Origin of the sequence: Streptomyces sp. NPDC001941 (genome assembly GCF_040296945.1) — a bacterium.
Taxonomy (GTDB): domain Bacteria; phylum Actinomycetota; class Actinomycetes; order Streptomycetales; family Streptomycetaceae; genus Streptomyces.
This window is the reverse complement of sequence record NZ_JBEOYE010000005.1, coordinates 47,489-63,994: the sequence shown is the minus strand read 5'-3', so window position 1 is coordinate 63,994 and position 16,506 is coordinate 47,489. Positions and strand designations below refer to the sequence as shown.

Below are 16,506 nucleotides of genomic sequence, written 5' to 3'. Positions count from 1 at the left end.
TCAGCGCAGCTTCGGGTCAAGGGCGTTGCGCACCGCATCGCCGAGCATGATGAACGCCAGGACCGTGATCGACACCATCACCGACGGGATGACCAGGACGTACGGCGCGTTGCGCAGCTGCTCCTGGCCGGACGAGATGTCGACGCCCCACGAGACGGTCGGCTCGGCGAGGCCGATGCCCAGGAAGGACAGCGTGGCCTCGGCCGAGATGTAGCCGCCGAGCGCGATCGTGGCGACGACGATCACCGGGGCGATGGCGTTGGGCAGGATGTGCCGCAGCAGGATCCGGGTGGTGGAGGCGCCCAGTGCGCGCGCCGCCATCACGTAGTCGGCCTGCTTGACGGTGATCACCGAGCCGCGGGCGACACGGGCGATCTGGGTCCAGCCCAGGAAGGCCAGGGCGAGGATGACGACCCACAGGCTGCGCTCGGTGAACGAGGTGAGGACCACCATCGCGCCGAGGATGAAGGGGACGCCGAAGAAGATGTCGGTGACGCGCGACAGGAGCGTGTCGATCCAGCCGCCGAAGTAACCGGCCAGCATGCCGACGATCGTGCCGAGGACGGTGACCAGCACGGTCACGACGACGGCGACGGAGATCGAGGCGCGGGCGCCGTAGATGACACGCGCGTAGATCGAGCGGCCCTGGATGTCGTAGCCGAACCAGTCCTCGGAGAAGACGTTCCCCCACTTCGGGTGCTGGAGGTAGTGCTTGGCGAGGTCCGCGTGGCGCGGGTCGGCGCCGGTGAAGAGGCCCGGGGCGATCGCCATGACCAGCAGGACGACGATCAGCACCGCGGAGACGATGAACAGCGGGTTGCGACGCAGGTCGTGCCAGGCGTCGGTCCACAGGCTGCGCGGCTTCTCGGGCTTGGCCGCGGGCAGCCCGGCCGGGACGTCCGGGGACGGGTGGTCCTTGATGACCTCGGGGGTGGACTTGACTGCCTCAGGCATAGCGAATCCTCGGGTCCAGGACCGCGTAGAGCAGGTCGACGAGCAGGCTGGTGACCAGGTACACGATCACGATCAGGGTGACGATGCCGACGACCGTGGCGCCCTCGCGGTGCTTGAGCGCGTCGAAGACGTTGAAGCCGACACCCTTGACGTTGAAGATGCCCTCGGTCACGACGGCGCCGCCGAAGAGCGCGCCGAGGTCGGTGCCGAGGAAGGTCACGACCGGGATCATCGAGTTGCGCAGCAGGTGGACGCCCACGATGCGGCGGCGGGGCAGGCCCTTGGCGACCGCGGTGCGCATGTAGTCCGAGCGCAGGTTCTCGGCGACCGAGGTACGCGTCAGTCGTGCCACGTACGCGAGTGAGAGTGATCCGAGCACCACCGCGGGCAGGAACAACTCGTCCCAGTTGCCCTCGGGGCTGACGTTCGGTTCGACCCAGCCGAGCTGGAAGGCGAAGAAGTACTGGCCGAGGAAGCCGAGTACGAAGGAGGGGACCGAGATGAGCAGCAGCGTGAGGACGAGCAGCGCCCGGTCCCGCAGGGTGTCGGCCTTCAGACCGGCGAAGACGCCGATGGAGATACCGACGAGCACCGTGAAGGTGAAGGCGAACAGGGCGAGGCGGACCGTGATCGGGAACGCTTCCGCGATGATGTCCGCGACCGGACGACCGCTGGCGATCTGGGTGCCGAAGTCACCCTGGAACAGGTTGCCCAGATAGTTCAGGTACTGGTGCCAGAGCGGCAGATCGAGTCCCAGGTCCTTCTTCATCTGGGCGATCTGCGCGGGGTCGACGGTCTGTTCTCCGGCGAGCGCGCGCACGGGGTCGCCGGGCAGCGCGTACATCATGGAGAAGACCAGCAGGGTTGACCCGAGGAAGACCGGGATCATCTGGAGCAGTCGCCGAACGACATAACGCCCCATTGTTGCCTCCGAGTGGATAACTGCAGCCGGGGGCCGCTCCCTCGCGTGCGGGGAGCGGCCCCCGGCCTGCCGCCGGTGCGGTGGCGGCTGATGGCCGAGTGGGGATTGGCCCGTAGGCGGGGTTACTTGACGGTGACGTCCGTGATCACGTAGTCACCGCGGTAGTCGACCTTGACGTTGCTGACGTTCTTGCCGTAGCCGCCGTTGATCTTGTACTCCCACAGCGGGATGGCCGGCATCTTCGACAGAACCAGCTTCTCCGCGTCCTGGTAAGCCTTGATGGACTCTTCCAGGGACTTGGCGTTGTCGCCCTTGCGGAAGGCAGCGTCGACCGCCGGGTCGTTGAAGCGACCGTTGTTCGCCTCGGCCTTGGAGTCGTACAGCTCGCGCATGAAGTTGGCGTTCACCGGGTAGTCGGCCACCCAGCCACCGCGGTACATGCCCTTGACCTGGTCGTTGTCACGCGCTTCCAGGTCGGTCTGGAAGTCCGGCTTCGCGTCCGGGATGCAGTCGATCCCGGTGGCGTTGCGGATGGACTCGCAGACGGCCGTGATCCACTCCTTGTGGCCACCGTCGGCGTTGTACTGGATCCAGATCTTGTTGTCCGGAACGCCGCCGCCCTCGGTGACGAGCTGCTTGGCCTTGGCCGGGTTGTACTTGAAGACGTCCGTCTGGAGGTCCTGCTTGCCCGCCACGCCGGCCGGGATGAAGGACGTCGCCGGCTTGCGGGTGCCGTTGAGGACGGTCTTCGTGATCGTGTCACGGTCGATCGCCATCGAAAGGCCCTGCATGACCTTCGGGTTGATGCCCTTGAACGGCTTCGAGTACATGGCCGGGACCAGGGACTGGATGGCCGCGTAGGGCTGCTCGACCGCGCGGTCGCCGAGGTCCTGCTTGTACTTCGGCAGGTCCTTCGGGCCGACCTGGCGGATCATGTCCAGGTTGCCGGACAGCAGGTCCTGGTACGCCGCCTCGACGGTGGCGTAGTTCTTGAACAGGACACCCTTGTTCTTGGCCTTGTTCGGGCCCAGGTAGTCCGCGTTCGCCTTGACCTGGATGAGCTTCTTGTGGTCCCACTTCTCGAAGACGTAGGGACCGTTGCCGACCGGCTTCTGGCCGAAGGCCTTCGGGTCGGCGTAGAAGCTCTTGGGCAGCGGGGCCCAGGTGGTGTAGCCGAGCTTGTACTCGAAGTACGGGACCGGCTTCGACAGCGTGATGGTGAAGGTGTTCTCGTCGACGACCTTCAGGCCCGACATCTTGTCGGACTTCGGGTCACCCTTGTCCGGGTGGACGTCGCCGAAGCCCTCGATGTCGGAGAACCACGGGGCGTTCTGCTGCTTGTTCTTGACGTTGGCGTACCAGTTCCACGCGTCGACGTACGACTGCGCGGTGACGGCCTCGCCGTTGTGGAACTTCCAGCCCTTGTTGAGCTTGACCGTCCAGACCTTCGAGTCCGTCGTCTTGACCGACTCGGCGTTGTCGTAGACGATCTTGCCCTGCGCGTCGAAGCTGAGCAGGCCGGTGAAGATGGCCTGGATCACGTAGCTGCCGAGCGACTCGTTCGTGTCGGCCGGGATCAGCGGCTTCTGCGGCTCGCCGACGTCGACCGAGACGTAGCCCGCGGGCTTGCCCTTCTCGGTGGACGAGCCCTTGTCGTCCTTGCCCCCGCCACAAGCCGTCGCCGCCAGGGCGACGACGATCGCGCCCGCGACCCACTTGGCGCTCTTGGCACCACGCATGGGTTCCTCCTCATGAGTCCACTTTGTCACTACAAGAGGGGCACTTCGAGGTTCGCCGACACCCCTGACGGCGATGGACCCAAGTGCCCCGAGTGTGCTCGTGAGTCGGCACTCCCCACAGTGCGTGACCCATTGACCCGAGCTCAATGGAGCCAACTATTAAGTACGTCCGGGCCGTAAACCACACTTAATGGGTCTCGTTTTGACAACATCGCCGAGGGCCGGAAGACCGAAATCCGGACAAAGTGAGCAGAGACAGACACCCCCGAAACGGACCGTTAACACATCTTCCGGAGAGCGACGGTCGATATCCGGACGCCGGGCTCGGGAAAACTCCTTGACCGGACACTGCCCCGCGCCCACGCTCCGGACACCCCCGGTGGCGTACACGCGCCACTCCCCCCAACGCCGAGCGGCGGCCCCCGGAAGGCTCCGGGGACCGCCGCTCGTCACTGCCTGGTGGCTCAGCCGTGCTTGGCGCGCGACGCGGCGCGGGCGCGCTCGCGGCCGTCCAGGTTCACCTTCCGGATGCGCACGGCCTCCGGGGTCACCTCGACGCACTCGTCGTCGCGGCAGAACTCCAGGGACTGCTCCAGGGAGAGCTTGCGCGGCGGGACGATCGCCTCGAACGAGTCGGCCGACGAGGACCGCATGTTCGTCAGCTTCTTCTCCTTGGTGATGTTCACGTCCATGTCGTCGGAGCGCGAGTTCTCGCCGACGATCATGCCCTCGTACACCTCGGTGCCGGGGTCGGTGAACAGCACGCCGCGCTCCTGCAGGTTGGTCATCGCGAACGCGGTGACCGAACCGGCGCGGTCGGCGACCAGCGAGCCGTTGTTGCGGGTCGCCAGGGTGCCGAACCACGGCTCGTGGCCCTCGTGGATCGAGTGCGCGATGCCGGTGCCGCGGGTCTGGGTCAGGAACTCCGTACGGAACCCGATCAGGCCGCGCGAGGGCACGACGAACTCCATGCGCACCCAGCCGGAGCCGTGGTTCGACATGTTGTCCATGCGGCCCTTGCGGACGCCCATGAGCTGCGTGACGGCGCCCATGTGCTCCTCGGGCACGTCGATGGTCATGCGCTCGACCGGCTCGTGCACCTTGCCGTCGATCTCCTGCGTGACGACCTGGGGCTTGCCGATGGTCAGCTCGAAGCCCTCGCGGCGCATCTGCTCGACCAGGATGGCCAGCGCCAGCTCACCGCGGCCCTGCACCTCCCAGGCGTCGGGGCGCTCGGTGTCGAGCACGCGCAGCGAGACGTTGCCGATGAGCTCGCGGTCCAGGCGGTCCTTGACCTGGCGGGCGGTGACCTTGCGGTCCTTGACCGCGGCCTTGTTGTCGGCGCCCTTGCCGGTGCCGCCACGGCCGACCAGCGGCGAGGTGTTGGTACCGATGGTCATGGAGATGGCCGGCTCGTCGACCGTGATCAGCGGCAGCGCGACCGGGTTCTCCGGGTCGGCCAGGGTCTCGCCGATCATGATGTCCGGGATGCCGGCGACGGCGCAGATGTCACCGGGGCCCGCCACCTCGGCCGGCTTGCGGGTGAGCGCCTCGGTCATCATCAGCTCGGTGATGCGGACGTTGGAGATCGAGCCGTCCCGCTTGATCCACGCGACGGTCTGGCCCTTGCGCAGCTCGCCCTGCTCGACGCGGAGCAGCGCGATGCGGCCGAGGAAGTTGTCGGCGTCGAGGTTGGTGACGTGGGCCTGGAGCGGCGCGTCCTCCTCGAAGGTGGGGGCCGGGACGTGCTCCAGGATGGTGGAGAAGAACGGCTCCAGGTTGGTGGAGTCCGCCGGGACCGTGCCGTCCTCCGGCTTGGTCAGCGAGGCGATGCCGTCGCGGCCGCAGGCGTAGACGATCGGGAACTCGATCTGGTCCTCGTCGGCGTCCAGGTCGAGGAACAGGTCGTAGGTCTCGTTGACGACCTCGTCGATCCGGGAGTCCGGGCGGTCCGTCTTGTTGATGCACAGGATGACGGGCATCCGGGCCTGCAGGGCCTTGCGCAGCACGAAGCGGGTCTGCGGCAGCGGACCCTCGGAGGCGTCCACCAGCAGGACGACGGCGTCCACCATCGACAGGCCGCGCTCGACCTCACCACCGAAGTCGGCGTGGCCGGGGGTGTCGATGATGTTGATCGTGATCGGGGCCCCGCCGTCCTTGGGGTGGTACTTCACCGCCGTGTTCTTGGCGAGGATCGTGATGCCCTTCTCACGCTCCAGGTCGTTCGAGTCCATCATGCGGTCGTCGAGGTGCTGGTGGGCGGCGAAGGCACCGGCCTGCTTGAGCATGGCGTCGACGATGGTCGTCTTGCCGTGGTCGACGTGGGCGACGATGGCGACGTTGCGGATGTCGTGGCGCGTGGGCATGGGTGCGTGCGCTTCTCTCGGATCGTGGGATGCGGCGTCATTCCTCGTACGCCCGCCGGGCGGACGCGCCACGGCTGTGTCCATGGTACGGGGCCGGGAGGCGCGGGGCTTCCCAGGGCCGGTACGGAGCTGGTAGAGGAGGGCTCCGCGGGCGGGGGACGCCACTGGGTCCGAGGTGCGTGGGGGGCGCGGGTCGTGCTGGTGGCCGGGTCAAGGGCGCTGGGTACGACCTTGCCCGCCGGCGCGGCCGGCGGGCAAGGGAATTGAGCTGATTCTGAGCTTGGGGGTAAGGAGCCCCGGATGGCGGGGCCCACTACGGGCGGTTCGCCGCCGCCCGTCCCCGCCGCGGCCCCGGCTACTTCTTCGCGGCCTCCGCCTTCTTCTTGAACCCCATGTCCTGGTAGATCGGGGTGGCGAAGCCGAAGGCCCCGGCGTTCACCACCGACGGCTTGGCCGCCACCAGCTGCGGGCGCTGGTAGAGGGGGATGGAGCCGGCCGCGGCCCAGATCCGGGCGTCGGCCTCGCGCATCAGTTCCCGCGAGGCATCCTCGTCCAGCTCGGAGGCGGCCTGGGCGAAGAGCTGGTCGATGCGGTCGGTGCCGACCCGGGTGTAGTTCTGCTCGACCAGGAGCGAGCCGTCGGTGGCGGGCTCGGGCTTGGCGAAGATCGGCCGGGCGTCGGTGGCCGGGTAGGCGGTGCCGGGCCAGGAGTACAGGGCCAGGTCGTACTCGCCGGAGGCGACGTGGTCCTTGAAGTAGCTGTCGTCGGACACCCTGACCATCTCGGTGCGGATGCCGACCCGGTCCAGCATCTGCGCGATCTTGTCGCCGACCGTGCGCAGCGCCTCGGAGCCCGGGCCCGAGGGCAGCACGAAGCGCAGGCTCAGCGGCCGGCCGTCCTTGCCGAGCGGGCCCGCCGCGCCGCCCGGCGCCGCGGTGCCGCGCGGGGCGTAGGCCCCGGCGACGCCCTTCTCCGGCTTCTTCTCGGCCTTGGCCCTGGGCGCGTCGTCGCCGTCGGCGGCGTCCCGGGACAGCGACTCGGCCTGCTGGAGCACGGCCAGCTCCTGAAGCGCGGCGGCCGGGGCGGGGGCCAGGATGTTGGTGCCGTTCTCCGGGCCGTGGCCGCCGATGCGCGGCTCGCCCGGCTTGTCGTCGCCGACGATGTACGTGCCCTCGTCGGAGGCGCCCTCCTCGGACACCTTCTTGGCGCGGGCCTTGGGCGAGGCGGTGCCGCCGGCCGCGGCCCCGGCCGGGGTGCGGGCCCCGCCCGTCGTCCAGCCCGCGTCCGAGAGCAGCGCCCGGGCCTCGGTGGTGTCCTGGGAGCCGAGCGCCTCGCTGCCATCGGCGTACCCGTCCTGTCCGGCCAGCGCCAGGTGGCTGTCGACCGGGGCGGCGGGCAGGCCGAGCGGGACCAGGACGGTGCGGGCCAGCTCGGCGCGGTCCAGGGCGCGGGCCACGGCGCGGCGCACCCGCTCGTCGGCGAGGGGGCCCGACTCCCCGTTGAGGGCCAGCTGGGTCCAGGCCGGCTCCAGGGACCTGCGCACGGCGTAGCCGCTCAGGGCCCGCTGCTCGCTGCCGTAGGTGGCGATGGCCTTGCGCGTCCTGGCCCGGGCGGCCTGGACGGTCTCGGCGAGCTCCTCGTCGGAGCCGTGCGCCAACGCCCAGGAGCGCAGTGCGGCAGCCGGGGTCAGGGCGGCGCCGGGGCCGTGGGTGAGGGCCTTGCCGGCGCCCTTGTCCCGCTCGGCCAGGGCGATGCGCTCGGCGGCGGGGCGGTCGATCTCGGCCAGGTCGACGGTGCCCGCGGCGAGGGCGGCGGGGCGCTGCGCGCGCGGTACGGCGCGCAGGACCAGGCCGTCGAGCTTGGCGGGGCGGCCCCACCAGCGGGGGTTGCGGACCAGCGAGACGCTGCCGCCCTTGGCGTCGACGGCGCGCAGCCGGAAGGGGCCCGCGGAGGAGCCGAGCTTGGTGCGGGCGCCGTCGTTGAAGGTGTCCGGGGAGCCCATGACGTCCTTCGGGTACAGCGGGGTGAAGAGCGCCCGCCAGTCGCCGTAGGGCTTGTTGAAGGTGACCCGGACCTCCAGGTCGTTGGCGCCGCGCTCGATCTTCTCGATGCGCTCGTACCCGGCGTTGCGGGCGGTCCAGTAGGCGGAGTCGCGGCCGCTGAGGGCGCGCCACTGGGCGACGAAGTCGGGGGCGCCGATCTCGCGGCCGTCGCTCCACACCGCCTGCTGGTTGAGCTTGTACAGGACGACCTGCTTGGGCTCGGTCTCGACGACCTCGGCGGACTCCAGGTAGTCCTCGTTGCGCTGCGGGCGGCCCCGCTCGTCCAGGGTGAAGAGCGCGGGCAGGACGGCTCCGGCCACCCGGGCGGTCGCCGCGTCGGCGTCGGCCTGGAAGGCGTTGAGCGTGGTCGGCATGGCGTCCACGGCCCAGTTCAGGGTGCCGCCCTCGGCCACCTGGTCGCGCCCGGCGGGGGCGGTGTCCGGGGCGGCCCCCGAGGTGTCGGCGTCCCCGCTGCCCGAGCCGCACCCGGCCAGTACGGACACGGCCAGCACACCACTGGTGAGGAACGCGACGGAGCGGAGCGTCCGGTGCATGTCTTGTACCTCTTCGTCCCGGTTTGTGGAATTTATTGATGATCACACCTATTGGGTATCGCGCCTCCACTGAAGGCGACCCGCGTCCCCCGGGAGCGCAGACACGGCGGGGGCGTCGCCAAACCCCACCCGTGCGGCCCAACCGCCCCGGGGAGCGCGCGCGGGGGCCGCGCGCCGGGAATCGGGTCCGCGCCCTTCCCATCCGTGAAGTGACGCGCGACACTCGCAGGCGCATGAACGTTGCCACCCGCGACCGCGGAAGTGAGGGCAAGTCATGTCCGTTCAGGACGATTTGACGGCGGTCAAGCGCTGCCTCGACGACCTGGTCCGCACGGTCGGACGGCTGGAGCAGAGCCTCGCGCGCCAGCGGGACGGCGCCCCCGCGGACAGCCCGCCCGGACGCCCCGACCTGGTGACCATCCCCGACGCCCCCTACGACCGCTCCCTCTGGGCGGACGCGGACGACGAGGGTCTGGGCGCGAGCGACCGGCACGCACCCTGAGCGACCGGCACCGAAGCCCCGAGGAGACCTCATTGGCCACGGAGACCGAACCGCCCCACCCCAGGACCGGGGTGCACGACGCCTCGCGCGCCGCCATCGCACCCCGCCACCTGCGCACCGACCGCTGGTGGCTGGCGCCCGCCGGCACCGCCGCGGGCCTGCTCGCCTTCATCGTCTACTCGACCTGGCGGGCCTTCGCCAACGCCCACTACTACGCGGCGCCCTACGTGTCGCCGTTCTACTCGCCCTGCCTGGCGGAGAACTGCCGGCCGATGCGCTCCGGCCCCAACTGGGAGCTGTTCGGCAGCTGGTGGGGCCTGTCCCCCGCGCTGCTGATCCTGGTCTTCCCGCTGGGCTTCCGGCTGACCTGCTACTACTACCGCAAGGCCTACTACCGGGGCTTCTGGGCCTCGCCCCCGGCCTGCGCGGTCGCCGAGCCGCACCAGAAGTACTCCGGCGAGACCCGCTTCCCGCTGGTCCTGCAGAACGCCCACCGGTACTTCTTCTACCTCGCGCTGGTGGTCGCCGGGATCCTCACGTACGACACCGTGCTCTCCTTCCGGAACGCGGACTACGAGTGGGGGCACGCCGGGCTCGGCACCCTCGTCTTCCTCGTCAACATCGTGCTGATCTGGGCGTACACCCTGTCCTGCCACTCCTGCCGGCACGTCATCGGCGGACGCCTGCGGCACTTCTCCAAGCACCCGGTGCGCTACCGGCTCTGGGGCTGGGTCGGGACGCTGAATGCCCGTCACATGCTGCTCGCCTGGGCCTCGTTGATCTCGGTCGCGGTCGCGGACTTCTACGTCTACCTGCTCGCCAGCGGCGCCTTCGACGACCCGAGGCTGTTCTGAACGGGCCCGGCGCCACCGCGAGCGGGCCCGCGGCCGCCCCGACCAGGAAAGGTGCTCGATGACACAGCTCGAACGGCAGCAGTGGGACGTCGTGGTGGTCGGCGCGGGCGGCGCCGGCCTGCGCGCCGCCATCGAGGCCCGCGAGCGGGGCGCCCGCACCGCCGTGATCTGCAAGTCCCTGTTCGGCAAGGCCCACACCGTGATGGCGGAGGGCGGCATCGCCGCCGCCATGGGCAACGTCAACTCCGGTGACGACTGGCAGGTGCACTTCCGCGACACCATGCGCGGCGGCAAGTTCCTCAACCAGTGGCGGATGGCCGAGCTGCACGCCCGCGAGGCACCCGACCGGGTGTGGGAACTGGAGACCTGGGGCGCCCTGTTCGACCGCACGAAGGACGGCCGGATCTCCCAGCGCAACTTCGGTGGGCACGAGTACCCGCGCCTGGCGCACGTCGGCGACCGCACCGGCCTGGAGCTGATCCGCACCCTCCAGCAGAAGATCGTCTCCCTCCAGCAGCGCGACAAGGAGGAACTCGGCGACTACGAGGCCGGGTTGAAGGTCTTCCAGGAGTGCACCGTCACCCGCGTGCTCAAGGACGGCGACCGGGTCAGCGGGGTCTTCTGCTACGAGCGCGAGTCCGGCCGCTTCTTCGTCCTGGAGGCCCCCGCCGTCGTGCTGGCCACCGGCGGCATCGGCAAGTCCTTCAAGGTGACCTCCAACTCCTGGGAGTACACCGGCGACGGGCACGCGCTGGCGCTGCTCGCCGGGGCCCCGCTGGTGAACATGGAGTTCGTGCAGTTCCACCCCACCGGCATGGTCTGGCCGCCCTCGGTCAAGGGCATCCTGGTCACCGAGTCGGTGCGCGGCGACGGCGGGGTGCTGCGCAACTCCGACGGCGAGCGGTTCATGTTCGACTACGTCCCGGACGTCTTCAAGGAGAAGTACGCCGAGTCGGAGGAGGAGGGCGACCGCTGGTACGAGGACCCCGACCACAACCGCCGCCCGCCGGAGCTGCTCCCCCGCGACGAGGTCGCCCGGGCCATCAACTCCGAGGTGAAGGCGGGCCGGGGCTCCCCGCACGGCGGGGTCTTCCTCGACGTGTCGACCCGGATGCCCGCCGAGGTGATCCGCCGCCGGCTGCCGTCCATGCACCACCAGTTCAAGGAGCTGGCGGACGTGGACATCACCGCCGAGGCGATGGAGGTGGGCCCGACCTGCCACTACGTGATGGGCGGCGTCGCGGTCGACTCCGACACCGCCGCCGCGGTCGGCGTGCCCGGCCTCTTCGCGGCCGGCGAGGTCGCGGGCGGCATGCACGGCTCCAACCGGCTCGGCGGCAACTCCCTCTCCGACCTGCTGGTGTTCGGCCGCCGCGCCGGTCTCCACGCCGCCGGGTACGCCGCCTCCCTCGCCGACCGGCCAGGGGCGGACGAGGCCCAGATCGACACCGCCGCCGCCGAGGCTCTGCGCCCGTTCAGCGCGGAGGGGCCGCTGCACGAGGAGGGGCGGCCACCGGAGAACCCGTACACCCTGCACCAGGAACTCCAGCAGACCATGAACGACCTGGTCGGCATCATCCGCCGCGAGGCCGAGATGGAGCAGGCCCTGGAGCGGCTCGCGGACCTGCGGGTGCGGGCCCGGCGGGCCGGGGTGGAGGGCCACCGCCAGTTCAACCCGGGCTGGCACCTGGCCCTCGACCTGCGCAACATGCTGCTGGTCAGCGAGTGCGTGGCACGGGCCGCCCTGGAGCGCACCGAGAGCCGCGGCGGCCACACCCGGGAGGACCGCCCGGCGATGGAGCGCTCCTGGCGCCGGGTGAACCTGCTGTGCTCCCTGGCCGACCCCACCGGGGGGCTCGCGGCCACCGACCCGGTGCGCGGCCAGATCCGCCTCGACCGCAGGGAGACCGAGCCCATCCGTCCGGACCTGCTCGCCCTCTTCGAGAAGGAGGAGCTGGTCAAGTACCTCGCCGAAGAGGAGCTCTACGAGTGAGCACGTACGAGGCCCGGTTCCGGGTGTGGCGGGGAGACGCCGACGGCGGCGGTCTGAACGACTTCTCGGTCGAGGTCAACGACGGCGAGGTGGTGCTCGACATCATCCACCGGCTGCAGGCCACCCAGGCGCCCGACCTGGCGGTGCGCTGGAACTGCAAGGCGGGCAAGTGCGGTTCGTGCAGCGCCGAGATCAACGGCAGGCCGCGGCTGATGTGCATGACCCGGATGTCGGTCTTCGACCACGCGGAGACGATCACCGTCACCCCGCTGCGGGCGTTCCCGGTGGTACGGGACCTGGTGACGGACGTGTCCTTCAACTACGCCAAGGCGCGCGAGGTCCCCTCGTTCGTGCCCCCGGCGGACCTGGGGCCCGGCGAGTACCGGATGCAGCAGGTCGACGTGGACCGCTCGCAGGAGTTCCGCAAGTGCATCGAGTGCTTCCTGTGCCAGGACACCTGCCACGTGGTGCGCGACCACGAGGAGAACAAGGGCGCGTTCGCGGGGCCGCGCTTCCTGATGCGGGTGGCCGAGCTGGACATGCACCCGCTGGACGCGGCCTCGGACACCGGCCTGGACCGCAAGCGCACCGCGCAGGACGAGCACGGCCTGGGCTTCTGCAACATCACGAAGTGCTGCACGGAGGTGTGCCCCGAGCACATCAGGATCACGGACAACGCGCTGATCCCCCTGAAGGAGCGCGCCGCGGACCGCAAGTACGACCCGCTGGTGTGGCTGGGGAACAAGATCAGGCGCCGGGAGGGGTCGGCGTAGCGCCCGCGGGCGGGCAGTGGCGGCGCCACTCCGGCGCCCCCTGCCCGGTCGCGCGGCTCCCCGGACGGACATAGCCTCCGAAATGTGACGCACATACCCTTCCGGGGCCTCCTCACCGCCCTCGCGGCGGCCTGGTGGCTGATCGTGCCCGCAGCCCCCGGCGCCCTCGCCGAGGACCCGGTCGCGCTGTCCCGGCAGGGCCAGGTCACGGACCGGGTCGGCGCCCTCGGCGACCGCCGCGGCACCGTGGAGCGGGCCCTTGACGCGCTGTACGACGACCGCCGCGTCCAGCTGTTCGTGGCGTACGTACGCGACTTCTCCGGCCGCTCCGCCCAGTCCTGGGCGGACGCCACCGCCACCCGCAACGGCCTGGGCACCAACGACGTACTGCTGGCCGTCGCCACCCGCGACCGCCAGTACGCCTACACCGCCGACCCCGGCTCCGGCCTCACCCAGGCCCAGCTCGACCAGGTGGCCACCACCGCGATCGAGCCCGCACTGCGGCAGAACGACTGGGCGGGCGCCGCGATCGGCGCGGCGAACGGCTTCGGCGCCGTCCTCACCGGACAGCCGGTGCCCACCCCCACCATCACCCCCGGCGACGCGAACCCCGGCGGAAGCGACGGCGGCGGCACCGCCTCCGACCTGGTGCTCCCGGTGGTGGCCGTGGGCGGGGCGGGCGCGGTCGCCGCGTACGCGTACAGCAGGCGCAGGAAGCGCGGCCCCGGCGCGCCGCCCCGGCAGCAGGGGCGGGGCCAGGGCTGGGGCGGGCCGGACGCGGGGCTCGTACCGCTGCCCGAACTGGACTCCAGGGCCAAGCGGTCGCTCGTCGACGTGGACGACGCGCTGCGCACCAGCCAGGAGGAACTGGGCTTCGCCACCGCGCAGTTCGGCGAGGAAGCGGCCCGGCCCTTCACCGAGGCCGTCGCCTACGCCAAGGACGAGCTCACCGCCGCCTTCCGGCTGCGCCAGCAGCTCGACGACGCCTTCCCCGAGGACGACGCCACCCGGCGGCGGATGCTCGACGAGATCCTGGCCCGGTGCGCCGAGGCCGACCGCCGCCTGGACGCCGAGTCCGAGGCCTTCGACCGGCTGCGGGCCCTGGAGCGCACCGCCCCGCAGGCCCTGACCACCGCCGAGACCGCCTTCCGCGCGCTCAACGCCCGGATGGGCGGCGCGCGGTCGGCCCTGGCCGCGATGCGCGAGCGGTACGCGGAGTCGGCCGCCGCCCCCGTCCTGGCCGACGTCGAACAGGCCGAGGACCGGCTGGTGTTCGCCACCGCCAACCTCAACCGGGCCCGCCAGGACCTGGACCGCGGCGACACGAGCGGCGCCGCCGTCTCCGTACGGGCCGCCGAGGGCGCGGTCGACCAGGCCGGGCGCCTGGTGGAGGCCGTGGACCGGCGGGCCGCCGAGCTGGCCGAGGCGGCGGGCAGGCTGCCCGCGGCCCTCACCGAGACCGAGACCGACCTCGCCGACGCGCGCGGCCTGGTCGGGGCCACCGCGTCCGGGGTGTCCACGGCGGACCTCCAGGGGCGGGTCGCCCGCGCCGAGTCGGTCCTCGCCGAGGTGCGCCGCGAGATGGCGGCCGGGCGGTACGACCCGATCGACGCGCTGCGCCGGGTCGAGGAGGCCGACACCGCGCTGGACGAGGCGCTGGCGGGCGCCCGGGAGCAGGAGTCGGGGGCGCGGCGGGCCTCGGTGCTGTACGAGCAGGCGATGCTCACGGCCCGCTCGGCCGTCGGCGCCGCCGCCGACTACATCACCACGCACCGGGGCGCCGTGGGCAGCGAGGCCCGCACCCGGCTCGCCGAGGCGCAGCGCCGGGTGGAGCGGGCGCGGGAGCTGGCGGCCGGGAACGACCCGCAGGGCGCGCTGGCGCAGGCGCAGCAGGCGGACGCACTGGCCCGGCAGGCCCAGTCGCTGGCCGAGCAGGACGTGCGGCGGTACGGGAACCCGTACGGCCCGGGCGGCGGGCCACCGGCAGGCGGGGGCGGCGGGCTCGGCGGGGCGGTGCTCGGCGGCATCATCCTCGGCGGCCTCTTCGGTAACGGCGGTGGCGGAGGCGGAGGTTACGGCAGGGGCGGGGGCGGCGGCTTCGGGGGCGGCCCGGGCAGCTTCGGCGGCGGCGGCACCCGCGGCCGCCTGGGCGGCGGGGGCCGCTTCTGACCCTGACCCCCACCAACCCCGTCCCCATCCCCGTCCCCGTCCCCCGGACCGTGCAAGGAGAGCAGCGACCATGAGCAGCAAGCAGACCATCCTCGGCCGCGTGACCCAGCTCGCGAAGGCCAACATCAACGCCCTCCTCGACCAGGCCGAGGACCCGCAGAAGATGCTGGACCAGCTGATCCGCGACTACTCGAACAACATCACGGAGGCGGAGCAGGCGGTGGCCTCCACCATCGGCAACCTGCGCCTGCTCGAACAGGACCACCAGGAGGACGTGGCGGCGGCCTCGGAGTGGGGCGGCAAGGCGCTGGCGGCCAGCCGCAAGGCGGACGAGCTGCGGGCGGCCGGGCAGACGGCGGACGCGGACAAGTTCGACAACCTGGCCAAGGTCGCGCTGGGCCGCCAGCTCCAGTCGGAGAAGGAGGCGCGCACGGCCGAGCCGACGATCGCCGCGCAGACCGAGGTGGTGGACAAGCTCAAGGCGGGCCTGGACCAGATGAAGGCCAAGCTCTCGGAGCTGGGCGCCAAGCGCGACGAGCTGGTGGCCCGCGCGAAGTCGGCGCAGGCGCAGAACCAGATGATGGACGCGGTGAAGAACATCGACGTCCTGGACCCGACGAGCGAGCTGAGCCGCTTCGAGGACAAGGTCCGCCGCGAGGAGGCCAGGGCCCTGGGCAAGCAGGAACTGGCCGCGTCCTCCCTGGACGCCCAGTTCGAGCAGCTCGACGCCCTGGGCGACGGCGCGGAGGTGGAAGCACGCCTGGCGGCCCTGAAGGACAAGTAGCCCCGGGCCTCAGGCACGCCCTCCGGGCAACCGGGCCACCACCACGGTGGCGTACCGCTCCTCGTCCGCCACCGCCTCCCCCCGCAGCCCCGCAGCCCCCACCACCGCGAGCGCCCCCTCCACCTGCCGCTCGCTGGTCTCGAAGAGCAGCGCCCCGCCGGGCACCAGCCACTCGGGCGCCCCGGCCGCCACCCGGCGCAGCACGTCGAGACCGTCGGCGCCGCCGTCCAGGGCGACCCGGGCCTCGTGGACCCGGGCCTCGGCCGGGAGCAGCGGGATCTCGTCGGTGGGGACGTACGGCACGTTGGCCAGGAGCACGTCCACCCGCCCCCGCAGCCCCGCCGGCAGCGGCGCGTACAGGTCGCCCGCGTACACCTGCCCGCCGAGCGGGGCGAGGTTGCGGCGGGCGCAGGCCACCGCCGCCGGGTCGACGTCGGCCGCGTGCAGCGCGACGCCGCCGCCGAGCGCGTGGGCCAGGGCCGCGCCGAGGGCGCCGGAGCCGCAGCACAGGTCCAGGGCCACGGGCTCCGGTCCGGCCAGCGCGGCGGCCCGCTCCACCAGGAACTCGGTGCGCCTGCGGGGCACGAACACCCCGGGGTCGAGGGCGATCCGGACGCCCCCGAACCCGGCCCAGCCGAGGACGTGTTCGAGGGGGTGGCCCCGGGCCCGCCGGGCGACCATCCCGGCCACCTCGCCCGGGGTGCGCGCGGTGGCCAGGACCAGCTCCGCCTCGTCCTCGGCGAAGACGCACCCGGCGGCGCGCAGGGCGGCGGCGACCTCGTCGGGAGACGGAGCACGCTCGGAGGGAACAGGCAACGAGGACCTTTCACGCATCGGGCGCCCGGCGGGGATCC

At 71.7% G+C, this 16,506-nt stretch carries 12 protein-coding genes; 6 read left to right on the top strand and 6 right to left on the bottom strand.

Features of this window, described 5'->3' with window-relative positions; all coding sequences use genetic code 11:
- The 5 genes from ABT160_RS06500 to ABT160_RS06480 all read right to left on the bottom strand — a co-directional run bounded on the left by ABT160_RS06500 (position 1) and on the right by ABT160_RS06480 (position 8,577).
- Entirely contained in the window at positions 1-954 is a 954-nt protein-coding gene (locus ABT160_RS06500) for an ABC transporter permease (RefSeq protein ID WP_351644335.1), read from the bottom strand.
- Positions 947-1,876 carry an ABC transporter permease gene (locus ABT160_RS06495; protein ID WP_351644332.1) on the bottom strand — a complete coding sequence of 310 codons (930 nt, stop codon included), beginning with the start codon at positions 1,874-1,876 and terminating at the stop codon, positions 947-949. Before ABT160_RS06495 ends, ABT160_RS06500 begins: the two co-directional genes overlap by 8 nt.
- Before the next feature lie 122 nt (positions 1,877-1,998).
- A complete protein-coding gene (locus ABT160_RS06490) occupies positions 1,999-3,615 on the bottom strand; it encodes a peptide ABC transporter substrate-binding protein (protein WP_351644330.1) in 1,617 nt (538 codons plus the stop codon).
- A 464-nt stretch (positions 3,616-4,079) separates the two neighbouring features.
- A complete protein-coding gene (typA, locus tag ABT160_RS06485; protein ID WP_351644328.1) occupies positions 4,080-5,981 on the bottom strand; it encodes a translational GTPase TypA in 1,902 nt (633 codons plus the stop codon).
- A 355-nt stretch (positions 5,982-6,336) separates the two neighbouring features.
- Complete coding sequence (locus tag ABT160_RS06480) at positions 6,337-8,577, bottom strand: ABC transporter family substrate-binding protein (RefSeq protein WP_351644326.1); 2,241 nt, start codon at positions 8,575-8,577, stop codon at positions 6,337-6,339.
- A 274-nt stretch (positions 8,578-8,851) separates the two neighbouring features.
- Here ABT160_RS06480 and ABT160_RS06475 point away from each other — a divergent pair, with 274 nt between their 5' ends.
- The 6 genes from ABT160_RS06475 to ABT160_RS06450 all read left to right on the top strand — a co-directional run bounded on the left by ABT160_RS06475 (position 8,852) and on the right by ABT160_RS06450 (position 15,652).
- Complete coding sequence (locus ABT160_RS06475) at positions 8,852-9,079, top strand: Rv0250c family protein (RefSeq protein ID WP_351644325.1); 228 nt, start codon at positions 8,852-8,854, stop codon at positions 9,077-9,079.
- A 32-nt stretch (positions 9,080-9,111) separates the two neighbouring features.
- The gene (gene sdhC / locus ABT160_RS06470; protein ID WP_351644322.1) at positions 9,112-9,933 is read left to right on the top strand and encodes a succinate dehydrogenase subunit SdhC; all 822 of its coding nucleotides are present in this window, start codon (positions 9,112-9,114) and stop codon (positions 9,931-9,933) included.
- Positions 9,934-9,991: 58 nt separating this feature from the next.
- Positions 9,992-11,926: a fumarate reductase/succinate dehydrogenase flavoprotein subunit gene (locus tag ABT160_RS06465; protein WP_351644319.1), complete on the top strand. Its 1,935-nt coding sequence runs from the start codon at positions 9,992-9,994 to the stop codon at positions 11,924-11,926.
- The gene (locus ABT160_RS06460; protein WP_351644316.1) at positions 11,923-12,699 is read left to right on the top strand and encodes a succinate dehydrogenase/fumarate reductase iron-sulfur subunit; all 777 of its coding nucleotides are present in this window, start codon (positions 11,923-11,925) and stop codon (positions 12,697-12,699) included. Before ABT160_RS06465 ends, ABT160_RS06460 begins: the two co-directional genes overlap by 4 nt.
- 84 nt (positions 12,700-12,783) lie before the next feature.
- Positions 12,784-14,868, top strand: coding sequence for a TPM domain-containing protein (locus tag ABT160_RS06455; protein WP_351644314.1), 2,085 nt, complete (start codon positions 12,784-12,786; stop codon positions 14,866-14,868).
- 70 nt (positions 14,869-14,938) lie between these two features.
- Entirely contained in the window at positions 14,939-15,652 is a 714-nt protein-coding gene (locus ABT160_RS06450; RefSeq protein ID WP_351644311.1) for a PspA/IM30 family protein, read from the top strand.
- A 9-nt stretch (positions 15,653-15,661) separates the two neighbouring features.
- On the opposite strand, the gene ABT160_RS06445 is transcribed toward ABT160_RS06450, so the two are convergent.
- A complete protein-coding gene (locus ABT160_RS06445; protein WP_502984168.1) occupies positions 15,662-16,468 on the bottom strand; it encodes a putative protein N(5)-glutamine methyltransferase in 807 nt (268 codons plus the stop codon).
- Between the last annotated feature and the right edge of the window lie 38 nt (positions 16,469-16,506).

Excerpts from the sequence above, each read along its gene's own strand:
- ABT160_RS06500 (WP_351644335.1), bottom strand. The coding sequence starts at position 954 with ATGCCTGAGGCAGTCAAGTCCACCCCCGAGGTCATCAAGGACCACCCG.
- ABT160_RS06495 (WP_351644332.1), bottom strand. The coding sequence starts at position 1,876 with ATGGGGCGTTATGTCGTTCGGCGACTGCTCCAGATGATCCCGGTCTTC.
- ABT160_RS06490 (WP_351644330.1), bottom strand. The coding sequence starts at position 3,615 with ATGCGTGGTGCCAAGAGCGCCAAGTGGGTCGCGGGCGCGATCGTCGTC.
- typA (WP_351644328.1), bottom strand. The coding sequence starts at position 5,981 with ATGCCCACGCGCCACGACATCCGCAACGTCGCCATCGTCGCCCACGTC.
- ABT160_RS06480 (WP_351644326.1), bottom strand. The coding sequence starts at position 8,577 with ATGCACCGGACGCTCCGCTCCGTCGCGTTCCTCACCAGTGGTGTGCTG.
- ABT160_RS06475 (WP_351644325.1), top strand. The coding sequence starts at position 8,852 with ATGTCCGTTCAGGACGATTTGACGGCGGTCAAGCGCTGCCTCGACGAC.
- ABT160_RS06465 (WP_351644319.1), top strand. The coding sequence starts at position 9,992 with ATGACACAGCTCGAACGGCAGCAGTGGGACGTCGTGGTGGTCGGCGCG.
- ABT160_RS06450 (WP_351644311.1), top strand. The coding sequence starts at position 14,939 with ATGAGCAGCAAGCAGACCATCCTCGGCCGCGTGACCCAGCTCGCGAAG.